This window comes from Streptomyces sp. NPDC001220 (genome assembly GCF_053597895.1).
Window position 1 is genome coordinate 320,426 of sequence record NZ_JBSFJE010000010.1, and the last position, 18,121, is coordinate 338,546.

Annotated in this window: 15 protein-coding genes and 1 pseudogene; 7 read left to right on the plus strand and 9 right to left on the minus strand. The window is 71.1% G+C overall.

Annotation, left to right across the window (positions count from 1 at the left end; translation table 11 throughout):
* Window positions 1–3 precede the first annotated feature (3 nt).
* Together ACWDGI_RS25140 and ACWDGI_RS25145 are read left to right on the plus strand one after the other, a co-directional pair.
* On the plus strand, window positions 4–258 hold the full coding sequence (locus ACWDGI_RS25140) for a hypothetical protein (protein WP_450762518.1): 255 nt from the start codon (window positions 4–6) through the stop codon (window positions 256–258).
* Between the two features lie 305 nt (window positions 259–563).
* Window positions 564–1,682 (plus strand): ADP-ribosylglycohydrolase family protein, encoded by a 1,119-nt coding sequence (locus ACWDGI_RS25145; RefSeq protein ID WP_450762520.1) that lies wholly within the window; start codon window positions 564–566, stop codon window positions 1,680–1,682.
* A gap of 121 nt (window positions 1,683–1,803) precedes the next feature.
* Here ACWDGI_RS25145 and ACWDGI_RS25150 read toward each other — a convergent pair whose 3' ends face one another.
* Together ACWDGI_RS25150 and ACWDGI_RS25155 are read right to left on the minus strand one after the other, a co-directional pair.
* Window positions 1,804–3,378, minus strand: a complete 1,575-nt coding sequence (locus tag ACWDGI_RS25150; protein WP_450762522.1) for a sodium:solute symporter family protein — start codon at window positions 3,376–3,378, stop codon at window positions 1,804–1,806.
* Between the two features lie 228 nt (window positions 3,379–3,606).
* The gene (locus tag ACWDGI_RS25155) at window positions 3,607–4,395 is read right to left on the minus strand and encodes an SDR family oxidoreductase (protein ID WP_450762524.1); all 789 of its coding nucleotides are present in this window, start codon (window positions 4,393–4,395) and stop codon (window positions 3,607–3,609) included.
* 80 nt (window positions 4,396–4,475) lie between these two features.
* Between ACWDGI_RS25155 and ACWDGI_RS25160 the strand changes: the two genes are divergently transcribed.
* Entirely contained in the window at window positions 4,476–5,318 is an 843-nt protein-coding gene (locus ACWDGI_RS25160; RefSeq protein ID WP_450762526.1) for a hypothetical protein, read from the plus strand.
* Window positions 5,319–5,323: 5 nt separating this feature from the next.
* Here the strand turns inward: ACWDGI_RS25160 and ACWDGI_RS25165 are convergent, their stop codons facing one another.
* A complete protein-coding gene (locus ACWDGI_RS25165) occupies window positions 5,324–7,189 on the minus strand; it encodes an MFS transporter (RefSeq protein WP_450762528.1) in 1,866 nt (621 codons plus the stop codon).
* Between the two features lie 197 nt (window positions 7,190–7,386).
* On the minus strand, window positions 7,387–10,494 hold the full coding sequence (locus ACWDGI_RS25170; RefSeq protein WP_450762530.1) for a serine hydrolase: 3,108 nt from the start codon (window positions 10,492–10,494) through the stop codon (window positions 7,387–7,389).
* 177 nt (window positions 10,495–10,671) lie between these two features.
* On the opposite strand from ACWDGI_RS25170, the gene ACWDGI_RS25175 reads away from it, so the two are divergent.
* The 3 genes from ACWDGI_RS25175 to ACWDGI_RS25185 all read left to right on the plus strand — a co-directional run bounded on the left by ACWDGI_RS25175 (window position 10,672) and on the right by ACWDGI_RS25185 (window position 13,121).
* A complete protein-coding gene (locus ACWDGI_RS25175) occupies window positions 10,672–11,439 on the plus strand; it encodes a GOLPH3/VPS74 family protein (protein WP_450762532.1) in 768 nt (255 codons plus the stop codon).
* A gap of 375 nt (window positions 11,440–11,814) precedes the next feature.
* On the plus strand, window positions 11,815–12,672 hold the full coding sequence (locus tag ACWDGI_RS25180; RefSeq protein ID WP_351711674.1) for a helix-turn-helix domain-containing protein: 858 nt from the start codon (window positions 11,815–11,817) through the stop codon (window positions 12,670–12,672).
* Window positions 12,673–12,929: 257 nt separating this feature from the next.
* Complete coding sequence (locus ACWDGI_RS25185) at window positions 12,930–13,121, plus strand: DUF397 domain-containing protein (protein WP_351737387.1); 192 nt, start codon at window positions 12,930–12,932, stop codon at window positions 13,119–13,121.
* A gap of 226 nt (window positions 13,122–13,347) precedes the next feature.
* On the opposite strand, the gene ACWDGI_RS25190 is transcribed toward ACWDGI_RS25185, so the two are convergent.
* The 4 genes and pseudogenes from ACWDGI_RS25190 to ACWDGI_RS25205 all read right to left on the minus strand — a co-directional run bounded on the left by ACWDGI_RS25190 (window position 13,348) and on the right by ACWDGI_RS25205 (window position 16,283).
* Window positions 13,348–14,319: a MerR family transcriptional regulator gene (locus ACWDGI_RS25190; protein WP_450762534.1), complete on the minus strand. Its 972-nt coding sequence runs from the start codon at window positions 14,317–14,319 to the stop codon at window positions 13,348–13,350.
* A gap of 188 nt (window positions 14,320–14,507) precedes the next feature.
* Window positions 14,508–15,014 carry a glutathione peroxidase gene (locus tag ACWDGI_RS25195; RefSeq protein ID WP_450762536.1) on the minus strand — a complete coding sequence of 169 codons (507 nt, stop codon included), beginning with the start codon at window positions 15,012–15,014 and terminating at the stop codon, window positions 14,508–14,510.
* An 18-nt stretch (window positions 15,015–15,032) separates the two neighbouring features.
* A pseudogene (locus ACWDGI_RS25200) lies at window positions 15,033–15,298 on the minus strand (hypothetical protein); the annotation flags it as partial.
* Window positions 15,299–15,347: 49 nt separating this feature from the next.
* Window positions 15,348–16,283, minus strand: a complete 936-nt coding sequence (locus ACWDGI_RS25205) for a slipin family protein (RefSeq protein ID WP_450762625.1) — start codon at window positions 16,281–16,283, stop codon at window positions 15,348–15,350.
* Window positions 16,284–16,538: 255 nt separating this feature from the next.
* Between ACWDGI_RS25205 and ACWDGI_RS25210 the strand changes: the two genes are divergently transcribed.
* Window positions 16,539–16,799 (plus strand): hypothetical protein, encoded by a 261-nt coding sequence (locus ACWDGI_RS25210; protein ID WP_450762538.1) that lies wholly within the window; start codon window positions 16,539–16,541, stop codon window positions 16,797–16,799.
* Between the two features lie 125 nt (window positions 16,800–16,924).
* Here ACWDGI_RS25210 and ACWDGI_RS25215 read toward each other — a convergent pair whose 3' ends face one another.
* Window positions 16,925–18,121 carry an SPFH domain-containing protein gene (locus ACWDGI_RS25215; RefSeq protein WP_450762540.1) on the minus strand — a complete coding sequence of 399 codons (1,197 nt, stop codon included), beginning with the start codon at window positions 18,119–18,121 and terminating at the stop codon, window positions 16,925–16,927.

Here is an 18,121-nt window from a genome sequence, read left to right on the forward strand (position 1 = left end):
GGCGTGCCCGCCACCGTCGTGGAGCGGACCCTGACGACCGGCCTGCCTCAGGGCCGGATCAAACATCCGGCGGCCTTCCTGGCCCACCGCCTCACCAACCTCCTGCCCCCGGCCATCCCCCTCCCGGCCGCAGCCCCGCCTTCGTCCCCGGCCCTCCGCCGGGACCCCTGGCAGACCTGCGACGGCTGCGAACGCGCGTTCCGCGCCGCTGGCCCGGGGCGGTGCCGGGACTGCCGCGCCGTCCGCGCGGCGGCCTAGGAAAGGGGATAGCACCTCTGATCTGGGAGGCGGCCGAGGCGGATGCCGGCCTGTGCCGGACTGGGCCCGGGGCTACTGCACGAGTGCCGCGTGTGTACGTGTGCAACGTCACCTGGTACGGCTGACCCCCGGCGCGCTGCCTGACCGTCCCCTCCTCGCCAGCCCTACCTGGCCGAAAACCGGTCACTCGGGGCCACACAACCCACACTTCGCATACCTAACTGCGCCCTGAACCGACCGTTCCCGGTCGATTACAGTGCTGTGCGCTCGTATGTACGGACGGTGCCCGTGGGGAGGTCATGGTGGTGAGTGCGACGTCGGGTGCCGTCTGGGGCCGTGTCGAGCAGCAGGACTTCCGGAGCCGGGTGCGGGGGACCCTCCTCGGTACCGCGGTGGGGGACGCGCTCGGCGGGCCCGTCGACGGGCTGACGCTGGAGGAGATCCGGGCCGCCTACGGTCCCGAGGGGCTGGTCGATCTCGGGTTCGGGTACGGGCGGCGCGGGACGGTGACCCACCACACCCAGCTGACCCTCTTCACCGTGGACGGCTTGATAAGAGCCCAGGTGAGACGGGACACCGGCGCCTGGCATCCGCCCACCGACCTGCATCGGGCCTATCTGCGGTGGGCGGCCACCCAGCGGGACTGGGGCCCGGACGAGCGGCGCAAGGAGGACGGGTGGCTGGCCCGGGAGGAGTGGCTGTACGCCCGGCGGGACCCGACGCGGTCGCTGCTGATCGGGCTCGGGGACGAGACCATGGGGACCCTGGAGTCGCCGAAGAACCCCGACGACATGGGGCCGGAGGCCGTCGCCCGGTCCGCGCCGTTCGGGCTGCTGGTCGGCTGGGAGCCGCAGCTCGTCGTCCAGCTGGCCGTGGAGTGCGCGGCGCAGACCCACGGCCATCCGACCGCCTGTCTGTCCGCGGGCGCGTACGCCGTGATCGTGCACGCGCTGGCCCGCGGGGACTCGCTGGACGGGGCCGTGCAGCGGGCGCTGGCCCTGCTCGCCGCGAGACCCGGGCACCAGCCCGTCTCGGACGCGTTGCAGCACGCGCTCGGCGCCGTACGGCAGGGGATGCCGTCCCCGGCCCGGGTCGAGGAGCTGACCGGGGACGGGGCGGCGGACGGGACGCTCGCCGCGGCCGTGTACTGCGCCCTCGTGGGTGAGGACGTACGGCACGGGCTGAGCCTCGCCGTCAACCAGGCCGGGCCCTCCGCGGTCGCCGGCGCCCTCACCGGCGGTCTGCTCGGTGCCCTGCACGGCGAGACGGCCCTCCCGCCGGCCTGGGTGGCCGAACTGGAGGGCCGTCCTACGATCCTCCAACTCGCCGACGACTTCGCGATGGAGATGACCCAGGGGCCGGCCCTGCACAGCCCGGCGGGCGCGGCCCCCGGCTGGCTGGCCCGCTACCCGCGGGGCGCCTGAGCCGGCCGGGCCGGCCGGGGGACCGTCAGCAGGCCCGGCGGCCGTCGAACCGGAGGCCGTCAGCAGGCCCGGCGTCCGTCAGCAGGCCCGGCGGCCGTCGGGTCGCCCCAGGGGCCGTCGGTCAGTCCCGCAGGACCTCCCCGCCGCCCGCCGGAGCCTGGGCCTGGGCCGGTACCGGGGCCGTCGCCGCCGCGCTGTCCCCGTCCGTGTTCACCGTCTCGATGATCGCGAGCCGCTCCGGGGTGTCCTCCGGCTTCAGGTAGCCGATGAGGATGTACAGGACCAGGGAGACCGCCAACGGCACGGACACCTGGTACTGGAGCGGCACGCCGCCGTCGACGTTCCAGTTGATCGGGTAGTTGACCAGCCAGAAGGCCAGCAGGCCCGCCGCCCAGCTGGTGAGCGCGGCCGTCGGCCCGGAGCGGCGGAACGGACGGAGCAGACCCAGCATCATCGGGATCGCGATCGGGCCCATCAGACCGGCCACCCACTTGATGACCACGGTGATGATGTCCTTGAACGTGGGCGAGTTGACCTGGGTGGCCACCGCCATGGACAGGCCGAGGAAGACCACCGTCGTCACCCGGGCCGCGATCAGCCCGGAGCGCTCGCTCCAGGACCGTGCCCGCGACGACAGCACCGGCGCCACGTCACGGGTGAAGACGGCCGCGATCGCGTTGGCGTCCGAGGAGCACATCGCCATCGTGTGGGAGAAGAAGCCGACGACGACCAGGCCCAGCAGACCGTGGGGGAGGAGCTGTTCGGTCATCAGGCCGTAGGAGTCGGAGCCGTCCGGCTTCTGGGCGTGGACGAGAAGGGGCGACATCCACATGGGGAAGAACAGGACCACCGGCCAGATCAGCCAGAGTGCCGCGGAGAGGCGGGCACTGCGCTCGGCCTCCCGGGGTCCGGCCGTCGCCATGTAGCGCTGGGCCTGGTTGAGCATGCCGCCGTTGTACTCGAAGAGCTTGATGAAGAGGAAGGCGAGCAGGAAGACCGTGCCGTAGGGGCCCACCAGCGGCTTGCCGTGGCCGTGCAGGGCCGGCTGGTCGAAGGCGTCGAAGATGCCGATGCCCTTGTCGTTCAGCTTCAGGACGACGGCGACGAACATCGAGACGCCGGCCAGCAACTGGATGATGAACTGGCCCAGTTCGGTCAGCGCGTCCGCCCACAGGCCGCCGATCGTGCAGTAGACCGCGGTGATCGCGCCGGTGATGAGGATGCCCTGGTTGAGGGAGACACCCGTGAACACCGACAACAGGGTCGCGATCGCGGCCCACTTGGCGGCCACGTCCACGATCTTCAGCAGCATGCCGGACCAGGCCAGCGCCTGCTGCGTGGACAGGTTGTAGCGGTTCTTCAGGTATTCGAGCGGCGACGCCACGTGGAGGCGGGAGCGGAGCCGGTTGATGCGCGGCGCGAACAGCTTGGAGCCGATCGCGATGCCCAGCGCGATCGGGAAGGACCAGGTGACGAACGACGTCACGCCGTAGGTGTAGGCGATGCCCGCGTAGCCGGTGAACATCACCGCGCTGTAGCCCGACATGTGGTGCGAGATGCCGGAGAGCCACCAGGGCATCTTTCCGCCGGCCGTGAAGAAGTCGCTGACGTTGTCCACGCGCTTGTGCGACCAGACGCCGATCGCGACCATCACGCCGAAGTAGCCGATGAGCACGGCCCAGTCGAGCCCGTTCATGTGCCCCCCTTCCAGGGTCCGCCTTCTGAACTCCGCTCAGCTGGCTGGCACTTCGCATAAGCGGAGTGGGGACGGGGAAGGCCGCGAAGTGCCCGCTCATCGTGGGTTCGGTTACGCGGGCACGACAAGCGGGCGTAGGGTCAAGGGACGGTAAAATCGTTCGCCTCACTGACCTTGGTTCATGTTCGTGAACGGTCCGGCGCGATCCGAATGGCCGGAACCGGTGCCTCAGTGCATCAGCTCCCCCGCGTTGACCAGCAGCGACTGCCCCGTGATGGCCCGCGCCCGGTCCGACGCCAGGAACACCGCCGCGTCCGCCACGTCCCCGTCCGTCGCCAGCTCCGGCAGCGCCATCCGCCCCGTCAGCCGCCCCAGCACCTCGTCCTCCGGCACCCCCTCGGTGTGCGCCGTGAACTGCACGTACGCCTGCACCGGCGGCCCCCACATCCAGCCCGGCAGTACCGTGTTGACCCGGATCCGGTACGGCCCCAGCTCCCGCGCCAGCGAGTACATCGCGCTGGTCAGCGCCCCCTTCGAGGCGGCGTACGCGGCCTGCCGCACCTGCGAGGGCGCGGCGACGGCCGACTGCGTCCCGACGAAGACCACCGAGCCGCCGCCCGCCTCCTTCAGCGCCGGCAGGCAGGCCCGGGTCATCCGCAGCGTGCCCAGCAGGTTCACGTCGACCACCGACGCCCAGGTCGCGAAGTCCGCGTCCTCGACCCCGCCGAAGTAGGAGTCCCACGCGGCCACGTGCACCACCGCGTCGATGGACCCGAACCGCTCCCGGGCCAGCGCCGCCAGCGCCTCGCACTGGCCCTCGTCGGTGATGTCGGTGGGGCGGTACGCGGTCCGGCCGCCCTCGGGGTCGATCCCGGCCGCGCTCTTGACGAGGTTCGCCTCGGTCCGCGCACCGAGCACGGCGTTCCCGCCGTCCCGTACGACGGCCGCCGCCACCTGGTGCCCGAGCCCGGCGCCGACCCCCGAGACGACGACCGTCTTGCCCATCAGCAGTGACATCGATGACCTCCCGGCTCTGGCGCTTTATCTGACGGAGCGTCAGAGTATGGGCGAGCGCAGGCGGAAGGAAGGGAAGGCGCATGAGCGAGGACACGCGAAGCGATGTGTACGCCGAACTGGCCGCGGTCGGCCCGTACGGCGTCCGCCCCGGCCACGCCCTCATCACCATGGTCGAGCCGCACCCAGGCCACGAGTACGCGTACAACCGCTGGTACGAGGACGACCACTACTACGCCGGCGCCATGGCCATGCCCTGGATGTACGCGGGCCGCCGCTGGGTCGCCACCCGCGATCTGCAGCTCCTGCGCTACCCCGAGAAGTCGGCGATCGCCCAGCCCGTCACCACCGGCTGCTACCTCTCCGTCTACTGGATCACCGACGGCCGCTACGCCGACCACATGAAGTGGACGGTCGCCGTCAACCGGCGGCTGAACCGGGACGCGCGGGTCTACCAGGACCGCACCCACGTCTTCACGGCGTTCCAGGACCACGAGGCCACGGTGTACCGGGACGGGGCGGCCGGACCCCGCGACTTCCACGCCCTCGACCACCCGTACGCCGGGCTGGTGGTGCAGGTCATCGACAGCGAGTCGCCCGAGCAGCGGGCCGAACTGCTGGAGTGGCTGCGCGGCCGGCACCTGCCGAAGCGGCTCGCCGGTTCACCGACGGCGATGGTCACGGTGTTCCGCCCGACGCCGCTGCCCGGCGACCGGATGACGTACGTGAAGCAGGTGGAGGGCGTCGACACCCGGCTGACGCTGCTGTGGTTCCTGGAGAGCGACCCGAGGGAGTGCTGGGACGCCCGCTTCACCGGGCTGGACGAGGACGTGGCCGGGTCCGGGCTGGGCAGGGTGGAGCTGGTGGCCCCGTTCGTGCCGACGGTGCCGGGCACGGACCGCTATGTGGCGGAGCTGCGCGACTGACCCGGTCACTTCAGCTCGTCGGGGCACGGCGTGCCCCGTGGCAGCTGGTACGGCGCCGCCAGCCGGTAGGTGCCCGCCTTCGGCGCCAGCAGCATCGTCCACCGGTCGCCCTTGGCGTCCTCCGCCGTCTCCGTCAGGCAGCCGTTGACGTTGACGTACGTCTTCGGCGTGCCCTCGGCCCGGTGCTTGGAGGCCTGGGTCTCCTGCGGCGGCTTCAGGCTCTTGCCGTCCGCGTCCACGATGCTCAGCCACGGCGAGTACGGGATCCGGATCAGGATCCGCCCGGCACTGCGCACCTCGATGGTCAGCTCGCCCTGCTCGGCGCTGTCCACCACCGCGTTCGGCTCGGCGAGCGGCACCGGGTCGGTCACCCGGAACAGCTGCCAGTTGGCGTCGCCCCACACCTGCTTCAGGTACGGCATCCCGCGCTGGACCAGGGCCCGCTCGCGTTCGCCGCCGTCGCCGTCGGGCTCGTCCTTCGGCAGCACCACGAAGTGCACGGCCCAGCGCTGCAGCCACTCGTGGTAGTTCGCGGAGTTGAGGGTGTCGTCGTAGAAGAGCGGGTTGCGTTCCATGTCGGCCTGGCGGTTCCAGCCGCGGGCCAGGTTGACGTACGGCGCGAGCGCGGACGCCTCCCGGTGCGAGCGGGCCGGGACCACCTCGACGCGGCCCTTCTCGGCGCCGACCTGCTGGAGCTGGTGGACGAGCGGAGCGAGCTCGCGGGCCCAGGACGCGGCCGGGGTCGTATGGACGATGTCGTCGACCGCCTTGAAGCCGATCCAGCCGACGAAGCCGAGGAAGGCGAGGACGGTGACGTAGTACTTGCGTGAGCGCGGCATGGTGTACGGCAGGGCCGCGATCAGGGTCGCGCCGGCGAACAGCATCGGCAGCCGCGAGATGTTCGAGCCGATCTGCGAGCTGACCAGCCACACCAGCACGACCCCGACGCTGTACACGGCCGCCGTCAGCCGGACCGTCTTCCACTCCTTGGGGACGAGGAAGAGGCAGAGCAGGCCGTACAGCAGGGGCATGATCACCGACCCGAAGCCCATCGGCTGGGTGCCGGAGAACGGGAAGAGCCAGGCGGAGACGGCGACCACGACCGCGGGTGCCAGACCGAGCGCCCAGGCGCCCGGGCGCCGCTTCTGCAGGAACAGCGCGACCGCGACCAGGCCGACGAAGAGCCCGGCGACCGGCGACGACATGGTCGCCAGGGCCGCCAGCGGGGCCGCGACCAGTGCTTTCGCCCACCGTTTGTGGCGCCAGCGGTACGGCCAGCAGAACACCGCCCCCACCGAGGCCAGCGCGAACACCGTGCCGAGCCCGAAGGTGACCCGTCCGGACACCGCGTTGCAGATCAGTGCGAGCACCCCGGCGAGCGAGGCCCACAGGGGGTTCCTGACCGCGCGGCTGCGGATGAGGAGCAGGGTCAGCAGCCCGGCCGAGACCGTACCGGCGATCATCATCGTCGTACGGACACCGAGCACCGACATCAGGTACGGCGAGACCACGCTGTACGACACCGGGTGCATACCGCCGTACCAGGCGAGGTTGTACGCCGAGTCCGGATGCCGGCCGACGAACTCGGCCCAGGCGTCCTGCGCGGCGAGATCGCCCCCACTGTTCGCGAACGTGAAGAGCCAGATGACGTGGAGGATGCCGGCGAGGGCCGTGACCGCCAGCACCGGGTGGCGCGACGGCCACTCGCGCAGGGGTTCGTCCAGGTCGAGGAGGTGACGGAGCCTGCCGTTACGCTGCGTGCCGGGTCTGTCGTGCGCGCCGTGCGGACCGGTTTCGGGCAGGGCTATTCGCGAGCCGGATACCGGGCCCGGATCGGCGTCGTCGGCGCGTGTCGGCTCCGCTGTGGCCACCTGAAGGCACTCCCCGTGTCCCGTCTTCTGTTCTCGGCCGCGTTCCACGGTGTTACCGGCCGCTTCTCGTCCAGTTCGCGGCCGTGTCCCGGCGGCCGACGACCTGCCCCGATTCGTGACGCTAGCACGCACCCCGCCGCGGGGCCCTGGGGTGGGCCGCCATCGGCGGGGTGCGGGGACGGAATGTGCGGGTTGTCTCAGCCGAGGCGGGTCAGCTTGCTCGAGAACCCGGGCTCGGCCAGATCCTTCTGCAGGGCCACCGGGACCTGGACCGCGGAGCCGGACCCGTCACCCACGGTGAGGGCGCCGACCTTGGTGCCGGCCTTCGCGGTGTGCGGCACGTCGTCGGCCTGGAAGGTCAGCTTCACCTTCAGGCCCGACCAGCCGACCGCGGTGACGTCCTTCGTCGCCACGACCGGGGTACGGCCACCGAGACCGTCGTCGACGTACCCGACGACAGCGCCCTTCCTGTAGATCGTGGCCGGCTTCAGCGCGCCCTGGGCGGCCCGGATCAGCTTGTCGCCGCCGTTGAGGGCGGCGGTGAGGATGCTGTTGTCCGAGGCGGCGCTGGCCGGCTGCCGGAGCACCGCGCCGATGATCGTGCGGGTCTCGCCGTTCACGTCCTTCTTCGCGGCGAAGACCAGGTTGCCGAGGGCGGAGGTGGTGGTGCCGGTCTTGATGCCGACGACGTCGTTGTGACCGACCAGCTGGTTCCAGTTGCCGTGGTTGGCACCCTTGTAGTCGTCGTACGACATCATCGCGGCGACCTCGCGGAACGACGGCTCGCTCGACATGGCCGCCTTCGCCAGCTTCACCTGGTCCACGGCCGTGGAGACGGTGGAGTCGGTGAGGCCGGAGGGGTCGGTGTACGTCGTGTTCGTCATGCCGAGCTTCTTCGCCGTGGTGTTCATCTTCGCCACGAACGCCTTCTCGGAACCGGCGTCCCAACGGGCCAGCAGCCGGGCCACGTTGTTGGCGGAGGCGATGAGGATGCCCTCCAGGGCCTCGCGCTGGGTGATCGAGTCGCCGGCCGTCACGTCGACGGTGGACTCCTGGCCGGCGTTCGACTGGTCCTCGGCCGTCTGGTCGATCTTGATCTTGGGGCCGGCGGCGCCGCTCTTCAGGGGGTGGTCGCGCAGGATGATGTACGCGGTCATCACCTTGGCGACGCTCGCGATCGGTACGGGCTTCTGGGCTCCGGAGGAACCGAACGAGCCGATGCCCTGGACGTCGAGCGCCGCCTGGCCGTCGGCCGGCCAGGGGATGTCGGTCTTGCTGCCGTCGAAGGTGTAGCTGTCCTTCGCGGTGAGGTCGAGAGTGGGCTGCGGGAGCGGGCGGAACGTCTGTACGACCGCAAAGATGATCAGCAGGAGTATGACCAGGGGCGTCCAGATCTTGACCCGTCGGACGGCGGTCCTGACCGGGGTCTCCGGCGGCGGAGGCGTGTTGGTCAGCTCGGCGAGCAGATCCAGCGGTGGCTTCGGGGGCAGCGGCACCTGGGTGGTGCGCTCGGGGCCGACCTGGGGGATGACGGTGGTACGGGTGGTGGAGGCGGTACCGGTCCCGGCGGCCGGCTTGGCGCCGGGTGTGGTGCCGGGTGTGGTGCCGGGTTCGGTGTCCGGCTTCCTGTCGGGTGTGGTGCCGGGCGCGGTGCCGGGTTTGGTGGCCGGCTTGAGGTCCGACTTGAGGTCCGACTTGAGGGCGACGAACTTGCTGGTGCGCTCGGGGTCGGATCCGGGGGTCCTGGGCTTGGCGTCGCCGAGCTTGAGCGTGGTGGTGGGCTGGTCGACCTGCGGCGGCCGGGGGGCCTTGAGCATGGTGGTGGGCTGATCGACGCCGGCCTCGGCTTCGCCTTCGCCGGCCCTGGACTTCCCACCCGCGCCACCCGTGCGGGAATCGTCGTCGGGTGCGGGTGCAGCCTGCGGGGCACCCTCGCCGCCGGCGTCCGCGGGTTCGCGCTCGGCGTCCGCGGGTTCGTGCTCCGCGTCCGCGGCTTCGTCTTCGGGCGTGGCGTCCTCGGGTTCGGTGGATGCCTTGGGGGCGTCCTCCGGTGTGGTGTCTTCGGGCGCCGCGTCCTCGGGTTCGGCGGATGCCTTGGGCTCGTCTTCGGGCGCCGCGTCCTCGGGTTCGGTGGCGGCCTCCGGGGCGTCCTCCGGTGCGGCGTCCTCGGGTTCGGTGGCGGCCTTGGCTTCGTCTTCGGGCGTGGCGTCTTCGGGTTCTGCGGCGGCCTTCGGGGCGTCCTTGGGCTTGGCGTCCTCGGGCTCGGCGGATGCCTTGGGCTCGTCTTCGGGTGCCGCGTCTTCGGGTTCGGTGAATGCCTTGGGGGCGTCCTCCGGTGCGGCGTCCTCGGGTTCGGTGGCGGCCTTGGCTTCGTCTTCGGGCGTGGCGTCTTCGGGTTCGGCGGCGGCCTTCGGGGCGTCCTTGGGCTTGGTGTCCTCGGGCTCGGCGGAAGCCTTGGGCTCGTCTTCGGGTGCCGCGTCTTCGGGTTCGGTGAATGCCTTGGGGGCGTCCTCCGGTGTGGTGTCTTCGGGTTCGGCGGATGCCTCGGGCTTGTCTTCCGGCGCCGCGTCCTCGGGTTCGGCGGCAGCCTCCGGGGCGTTCTCCGGTGCGGCGTCCGCGCGTTCGGCCGTCGCCTTCACGGTGGGCTCGGGCTTGGCGTCCTCGGGCTCGGCGGGCGCCTTGGGCTCGTCTTCGGGTGCGGTGTCCTCGAGTTCGGCGGTCGTCGGCCTGGTGTCCTCGGGCTCGGCGGCTTTCGGCTCGGTCGGAGACTTCGGGGACTTCGGGGACTTCGGGGACTTCGGGGTGTTCTTGGGGGGAACGTCCTTGGCGGTGGCCGTCGGGTCGGCGGTCCGGGGGTCGGGCTTCGCCTCGGTCGTTGCCTCAGGCGCCGTAATGGCCCTGTCGGCGTTCTTCGGGGGCCCGGGGGTCTCCTGGGGCTCCTCGGGGCCCTCCTCGGGCTCCGTGGCCGCCTCGGGCCGCTCGGGCTCCTCCGGGGTGCCGTGCTCCTCCGCGTCCGCGCCGGAGTCCTCGGCCTCCTCCGCCGGCGGACCCGTGCGTACCCACGCCGCCACCGCCTGACGGAGCTTCGAGTTGTCGTCGCCGTCCGTCTTCGGGTCCCGTACCGAGAAGATCCTGGTCGCGGTGTCCACGCCGCCGGCCGTCTCCTTCGCGTCCTCGGCGGCCACCGCCACTCGTGGGTCGCGTGGTTCGGGAACCGTTCCCGCACTCCCCGACGTCGGTTCCGCCGACGACTCGCGCTGCTTCGACCTGTCGGGGGACTCGCCCGCCACCGATGCCTCCTCCACGCTTCGCACGTTTCCGCGCGCTGTCCGAACCATGTACCAGTGTCCTGTGTGCGGGCTTAGCCCCTGTGGTAGACGAGAACGACATACCTTCCGGTTCCCTTACAAACCGGTCACGCACCCTCGACAGACCAATGTGAGAGGGGTCACCCTGTCATTCATCCACGCGGGGAGGCATGGATGGGCAGGAGCCGCAGAACACTTCCGGAGGAGCTTCTGCTGCTGGCACTGGACCCGACCACGGGTACCACTGCACAGCCGCAGTCGCTCGACCTCGGTCTGGCCGGAGCACAGCTAGTGGAGCTGGCGCTGGCCGGACGGATAGCCCCAGACGGGGATCGTATCGCCGTGGTGCAACCACGGCCGACTGGAGATCCGACTTTGGACTGCGCGTTGGAGTTGCTGCGAAGGCGTGGCGCTCCCGTGCGGGCTGTGCACTGGATCGGCGGGCCACGTCTGGGACTTCGCCAGACGTACCTCTCGCATCTGGAGCGGTGCGGCATGGTGCATGCCGTGGCGGGCCAGATGTGCGGGGTGCTGCCGACGACCCGGTACCAGGCGACGGACAACGAGATCTGCCGGGACATCCGTGCCCGGCTGGATTCGGCGATCCGTACCGGCGTACCACCGGACCCGCGGACCGCGGCGCTCGCCGCCCTGGCCCACGCGGTCGGTCTCGGCAAGCACCTGTATCCGGGGAACGAGGGACGCTCCTCGCGTTCCCGGCTGCGGGACTTGATCCGGCACGACCCGATGGGTGGGCTCGTGGCCCACGCAGTCATGGACGTGCAGAACGGCGCCGGCGCCCAGCCACGCCGTAACCCGGCCGCTCCGGCCGGGCGCCAGACCGCACCGGCCGCCAGGCCCGGTGCGCCGGAACCCGCCCGCGGTGTTCCGATGCAACCACGCCGAGGCGCGGGCGCGATGGCGCGAGCCGTGGTGCACTGAGCCGCAGTGCCACGGCAGCGACGGCCGGCAACACGGCACCCCTGAGACCCGGTTCGGGAGCCGCTGGTCCGAGCGGGGCGGTGAGGCGCACGCAGTGCGCGCCCCACCGCCCCGCTCGGCTTTTCCGGCGCACCCGTGCAGGCGCACCCGTGCCGGCGCACCCGTGTGGGCGCACCCGTGCCTGCGTCTTCGTGCCGTCGTCCCCGTCCCACCGACCCCGGCCGACGCCCCGAGTATCCGGAACGTGCCCGAACTGACGCGTACGCGCCGCATATACACGGTTTCCCAGCGGTAGGAACCACCTTGGTGGCAGTCTGCTCAACAGCAGATACGCAAAGTGGTAGTTACAGGCAGGCAGCCGGAGGTGCACGTCCCGTGGCGTCCAATGTCAATCCCACCGTCAGGCGACGCCGGCTGGGCCAGGAGCTGCGCAGGCTCCGCGAGCTCAAGGGCATGACGGCGGAGGAGGTGGCGGAGCGGTTGCTCGTCTCCCAGTCGAAGATCAGCCGGCTGGAGAACGGGCGCCGGAGCATCAGCCAGCGCGATGTCCGCGACCTGTGCGGGGTGTACGAGGTCGAGGACCAGCGGGTCGTCGAGTCCCTGATGGAGATGGCCAGGGATTCGCGGCAGCAAGGCTGGTGGCATGCGTTCGGAGACATCCCGTACAGCGTCTACATCGGTCTGGAGACGGACGCCGAGTCGCTGAGGGTGTACGAACCCCAGCTGGTCACCGGGCTGTTGCAGACCCGGGCGTACGCCGAGGCCCTGGTGCAGGGCGCGTTGCCGGAGACCTCCGCCGCCGACATCGAGAAGCGCGTCCAGGTGCGGATGCGGCGACAGGAACGTATCACCGCCGAACACAACCCCCTTCGTCTCTGGGTGGTGCTGGACGAGGCCGCGCTGCGCCGGCTCGTCGGCAACAGGCTCGTGATGCGCGAGCAGCTGGAGTACCTGATCGAGATGTCCCAGCAGCCGCACATCACCGTCCAGGTGCTGCCCTTCGAGGTGGGCGCGCATCCCGGCCTCAACGGCCAGTACGCGATCCTGGAGTTCGCCGACGCGGCCGACTCCAGCGTCGTCTACCTGGAGGGCGTCACCAGCGACCTGTACCTGGAGAAGGCCCATGACGTGCAGAAGTACGCCGTCATGTACGAGCACCTGCGGGCCCAGTCGCTGAACGTCGAGCAGTCCCGGCAGTTCATCGCCGACGCCGCGAAGGAGTACGCGCGCTGACCCGTCCCGGGGGCTTCCAAGAAGCCTTCAGGGGGCCGTCGGCGCCCTTCCCGGACGGTGGGCGCCGGATCGTACACCGGCGCCCCACTCCAGCGGAAGTCTCCTCTGGAATATGCCATCCGGTCGAGTGAACGAGTGCTCCAGGCGAGGGAGTTGGCTAGTAGCGTCGATCACGCCAGCCGGTTCAGAAGGTTGGCGTGAATCGCACTACAGCAACACCACAGCAAGAACCACAGCAACTCGCTACAGGAGTGGACATGGCACTGCTTCAGGGCACCACGGAGACGTGGACGAAGTCCTCCTATTCCGCAGGGAACGGGGCGTGCGTCGAGGTCAAGTCGCCGACGACCGCTGGACTCGCCGTACGCGACTCCAAGGTCGAGGAGGGGCCGGTCCTCGCGTTCCCGACCGGCGCGTGGAACGCGTTCGTGGCTTCGGTCAAGGCGTAGGGGCTTCACTGACCCGTCGGCCACGCTCCCCACGACGACAACCACAACTGCACAAGCGTCACCTCAAGAGCCCTCTCGACTAGCTCGCCGTCCTTGCCGAGGGGGCTCGGCTTGTGCCCACGCGACCGGTCGTCCCAGCGGTCGTCCGACCACTCGGTTCACCGGTCGTCGGGCCACTCGGTTCAACCGGTCGTCGGGCCATTCGTCCCACCGGACGTCGGACCGGTCACCGCGTCACCTGGCGGACGGGGAAGCCCACATCGCACACCGGGTCCTGCGGGCCCGCCGCGTCCCAGTCCGCGAAGTAGACCTCCCGGCAGGGACCGTCGTACTCCAGACCACCCTCCGCACCGTTCTCCGGACCGCCCTGCCGGGCCACCCAGCCCTCCACCGCCTCGAAGGCCGCCAGGATCTGCGGATGCGCGACCTGCGCCTTGCTGATCCGCGTGTACGCGAGTGTGCGCGCCGGCTCGACGCGCACCTTCGTCTCCCAGGCCCGCCCGTGCCGCTCCACCCAGGCCCGGGCCGCCGCCTCGTCCGCCACCGGGACACAGGCCTCGGCCGGCCCGTCGCTCTCCATGGACACCTCCGCGTAGTACGCGACGAACGGCGCCCCGGTCACACCCCCGCACTCGCGGGCCGCCGCCTCCAGCCGGCCCAGCGAGGCGCCGATCCAGGCCGGCAGTTCGTCCGCCAAGGTGTGCCGCGTCTCGGTGATCACCACCTGCGCGGGCACCTCCACCGTCTCCACCGCGAACGTCTCGTACATCTCCGAACTCCTCCCGGACAGCCGTGCACGGAGATATGCGGCAAGGGTCCGCTGCCCGGCGATCCGCCGCTCGACATCCGCCCAGTAGGCGGCCAGCAGCCCGGCGGCCGCGCTGCCGGTGGTCGAGTCACCGGCGGGCGCATCGCCGTCCGCCGTGTCGGCGTCGGTCGTGTCGCCGTCCGCCGCCTCGATCACCTCGGCGATCCGCGCCAGGGGCATGTCCAGCTGGCGCAGCAGCGCCACCAGCCGGGCGCGCTCCACCTGCCCGGCCCGGTAGTACCGGTAGCCGGTCGTCCCGTCGACGTGCGCCGGGGCGAGCAGCCCCAGCCGGTCGTACAGGCGCAGGGCCTTCGCCGAGAGCCGGGACCGCGCCGCGAACGCGCCGATCGTGAGCAGTTCCTCGTCCTCCACGCCCACATCCTCCGTCACCGGGCACCCGTGGCCCGGCGCGACCGACGCTCGCCCCTGCCCCAGGGGGAAGGTCAAGCGGCGGGACAGCGAGCCGGCGGGGCGGCGGGAGGACAGCGGGCCTGCGGACGGCGGGACAGTGGGCCCGGAAAGCCGACGGCGGTCACGGGACACCCTCTCCCGTGACCGCCGACGCGAGGCTCGGAGCGTCAGCCGACGGCCTTCTCCACCGCCGCCACGACCTCCGCCGACTCCGGCTCGGTCTGCGGCGCGAACCGGCCGATGACCTGGCCGTCCCGGCCGATCAGGAACTTCTCGAAGTTCCAGCGGATGTCACCGGTGTGCCCCTCGCCGTCGGCGAAGGGGGTGAGACGGTCGTAGAGCGGGTGCCGGCCCTCCCCGTTGACCTCGACCTTCTCGGTCAGCGGGAAGGTCACGCCGTACGTCGCCGAGCAGAACTCGGCGATCTCCTCGGCGCTGCCCGGCTCCTGCCCCATGAACTGGTTGCAGGGCACCCCGAGCACGGTGAAGCCCTGCGCCGCGTACCGCTCCTGGAGCCGCTCCAGGCCGCTGTACTGCGGGGTCAGACCGCACTTGGAGGCCACGTTGACAATGAGCACGGCCTTGCCGGCGTAGCCCGGCAGGTCGGCGGAACCGCCCTGGAGAGCACCGATCTCGATGTCGAGCACGGACCCGTTGTTCTCGGTAGTCGTCATAAGCGGATGCTAACTCCGCTAAGTGACGGACCGGGTCCCGGCCTCCACCAGCACGTCTCCCGCCATCGTCCGCGAGCACAACACCGACCGCCCCCCCAGGCCCGCCGCCGCTCCACCAGCCCGGCGTCCAGCCGGACCCGCAGATGCCGCCCGTCCGGGCCCGTCCGGGCCCGTCCGAGCCCGGTCCCTGCTCGGCCTCTGCCCGGTCAGCGCCGTCAGGTGGGTCGTGCTCAGGGGGCGCCCAGCGGCACCAGCACGCCGGCGTGCGCGCCGCCCACCAGCGCGGTGCGGTGACGGGTCGGCGGCGAGCCGCGCCCGACCCGCCGACGCCGGCTACTGCCGGTCGGCGGGAGCGGAAGATTCCGGCGACGGTTCCCGCGGAGCGGTGACCTCGGCCACCGGCCCGAACCTGTCGGCGACGGCGGCGATCTGCTCGATCCCCGCCTTGAGCGCGGCCTGCCCCTCCGGGGCCTCCAGCTCCCGCTCGTTCTTCTCGACCTCCTGGTCGAGCCGCTTGGTCGCGCGCTCGAAGTAGCGCAGCAACTCGACCGGGAAGGGCATCACCAGCGTGGAGTTCTTCTCGGCGGCGACCTCGACGACGGTCTGCAGCAGCCGCAGCTGCATCGCCTCGGGCGAGTCGGACATGATCCGGGAGGCGTTGGCTAGCTGCTGCGCGGCCTGGAACTCACCGTCCGCGGTGATGACCCGGGCCCGCCGCTCCCGCTCCGCCTCCGCCTGCCGGGACATGGACCGCTTCAGCGACTCCGGCAGCTGTACGTCCTTGATCTCGACGCGGTCGATGTGGATGCCCCACTCGGCGGCCGGGCTGTCGATCATCAGGGCGAGCCCCTCATGCAGCCGCTCCCGGTCGGTGAGCAGGTCGTCGAGGTCGCTCTTGCCGATGATGGACCGCAGCGAGGACTGGGCGACCTGGCCGACGGCGAAGACGTAGTCCTGCACCTCGATGGCGGCGCGGATCGGGTCGGTGACCCGGAAGTAGACGACGGCGTCGACCTTCACGGACACGTTGTCCTTGGTGATGCCCTCCTGGGTTGGCACCGGCATGGTGACCACCTGCACGTTCACCTTGCGCATCCGGTCGGCGAAGGGGATGAGGAAGGTGATCCCCGGGTGCCGGTACGTCGGCAGCGCCTTGCCCCACCGGAACACGACCCCGCGCTCGACCTGGTTGACCACCCGCATCCCGCTCCGCAGGACGAGCAGGGCCAGTACGAAGGCGACTACGACCCCTACGACGGCGCCGTCCATCGGCACTCACTCCATTCTCCGACGAGATCCCGACAAGGATCCGGTAAGGAAGAGGACACCGGCCGGGCTCCCCGGGATGCGGGGGCGGGCGTCAGGAGTGCGTAAAGAAAACGACCGGGACCCGCGGGCCCCTCGGTACGAGGTTCACCGCGCGGCAGGGGGCAGCCGGCCGCCCTCACCATGGCCCCGATCCGCCCCTACGGAGAGGACGCGGAGGAACGTAACACTCATGCTCCAAGGGGTTCTTGGCGCTGCGTGGGCCTGTGGTTCGGGGCCGTACGACTCGTCCGGCCGCGGCACCCGGAGCCGTACACCTGGCGCCCCCTGGGCCGGTGGCTCCTCGCCACAGTCCCGGTCGCCGGGCTCGTCCGGGCCTACGCCGCCCTCTGGCTCCGCATCCCCTGGCAGGCCGTGCCACCCGTCGCCATGGCCCTCACGGCCCTCGGCGCCGGCCCCCTGATCACCAGCCACCGGAACCGGCCACACGCCGATCCACCGCCGGCCCCGAGCCCGTAGACCCCGAACGGCTACCGGCTCCGAGCCCGTAGGTACGCCCAGCCAGAAAGAACGCCCGGCCGGGAGAACCCGGCCGGGCGCCTGCCCTGCCCTGTGTGAACCGTGCGCGTGCTGTCCGAGCGCCCCTAGTCGACGTCCACCGGACCGTCGTCCGACTTCCGCCCCTTGCTGGAAGGCAGCTGGAGCAGGGCGCTGCCGCTACCGCTGCCCTCGCTCTTTTCGGGGCGGTGGCCGTCGGAGTCCTGGTTGCCCAGGTTCTGCCGGACCGAATCGAGGATCGTCAGGCCCTGGGACACCAGGCCGGCGGCGATCTCGCCGAGGCCGTCCGCGCCGTTGAGGACGTTCACGTTGGCGCCGGCGAGGCCACCGGCGGCCTCCTTGACGATCTGCGGGAGCTGGTCGATCAGCATCCGGTCGAGCGCGACCCGGTCGTACGACGCCGCCGCCTCGGCCTGGATCTTCATCCGCTGCGCCTCCGCGGCCGCGAGGATCCTGACCCGCTCGGCCTCGGCCTCGGCGGGCTTCACGACCTCGGCGACCAGCTGCTGCTGGCGCAGCTTGGCCTGGCGCTGGGCCAGCTCCGTCTGGGCGGCCAGCACCTCCTGCTGGGCGTGCGCCTGCGCCAGCGGCCCGGCCTGCGCGGCCTGCGCCTGGGCGCGGTCCACCTCGGCCGAGTACTCCGCCTTGACGATCGCGGTCTGCCGGGCGTACTCGGCCTGGTTGCGCGCCGCCACCTGCTCCGCCTCGACCGAGGCCTGGGTGGCCTGCGCCTGGGCGATCTGCGCCTGCCGCTGGATGGCCGCCTTGTGCGGGGCGGACATGGCGTCGATGTAGCCGGTGTCGCCGTCGTCGATGGACTGGATCTGCAGCGAGTCGACGATCAGGCCGATCTTCGCCATCTCCGTCTTCGACGTGTCCAGGACCTCCGCGGCGAGCTTCTGCCGCTCGGTGACGATCTCCTCGACCGTCATCGAGCCGATGATGGCCCGCAGGTGTCCGGCGAAGATCCGGCCGGTGAGCACCGACATCTGTTCCTGGTCGGAGAGGAACCGCTGGCCGGCGTTGATGATGCTTTCACTGTCGTTGCCGACCTTGAAGGCGATGACCGCGCGCACGTGCAACGCGATGCCCTGCTTGGTCACACAGGTCTCGGTGACCTCGGACTCACACATGGAGAGAGTGAGGAACCGGACCTTCCGGAAGACCGGCAGCACGAACTTGCCGTGCCCCGTCACCACTCGGAACGGCGCGCCCCCCAGTCCCCGCCTGCCCCCCGAGATCAACATCGCCTCGTCGGGAGCGGGTACGCGGTATCCGAACAT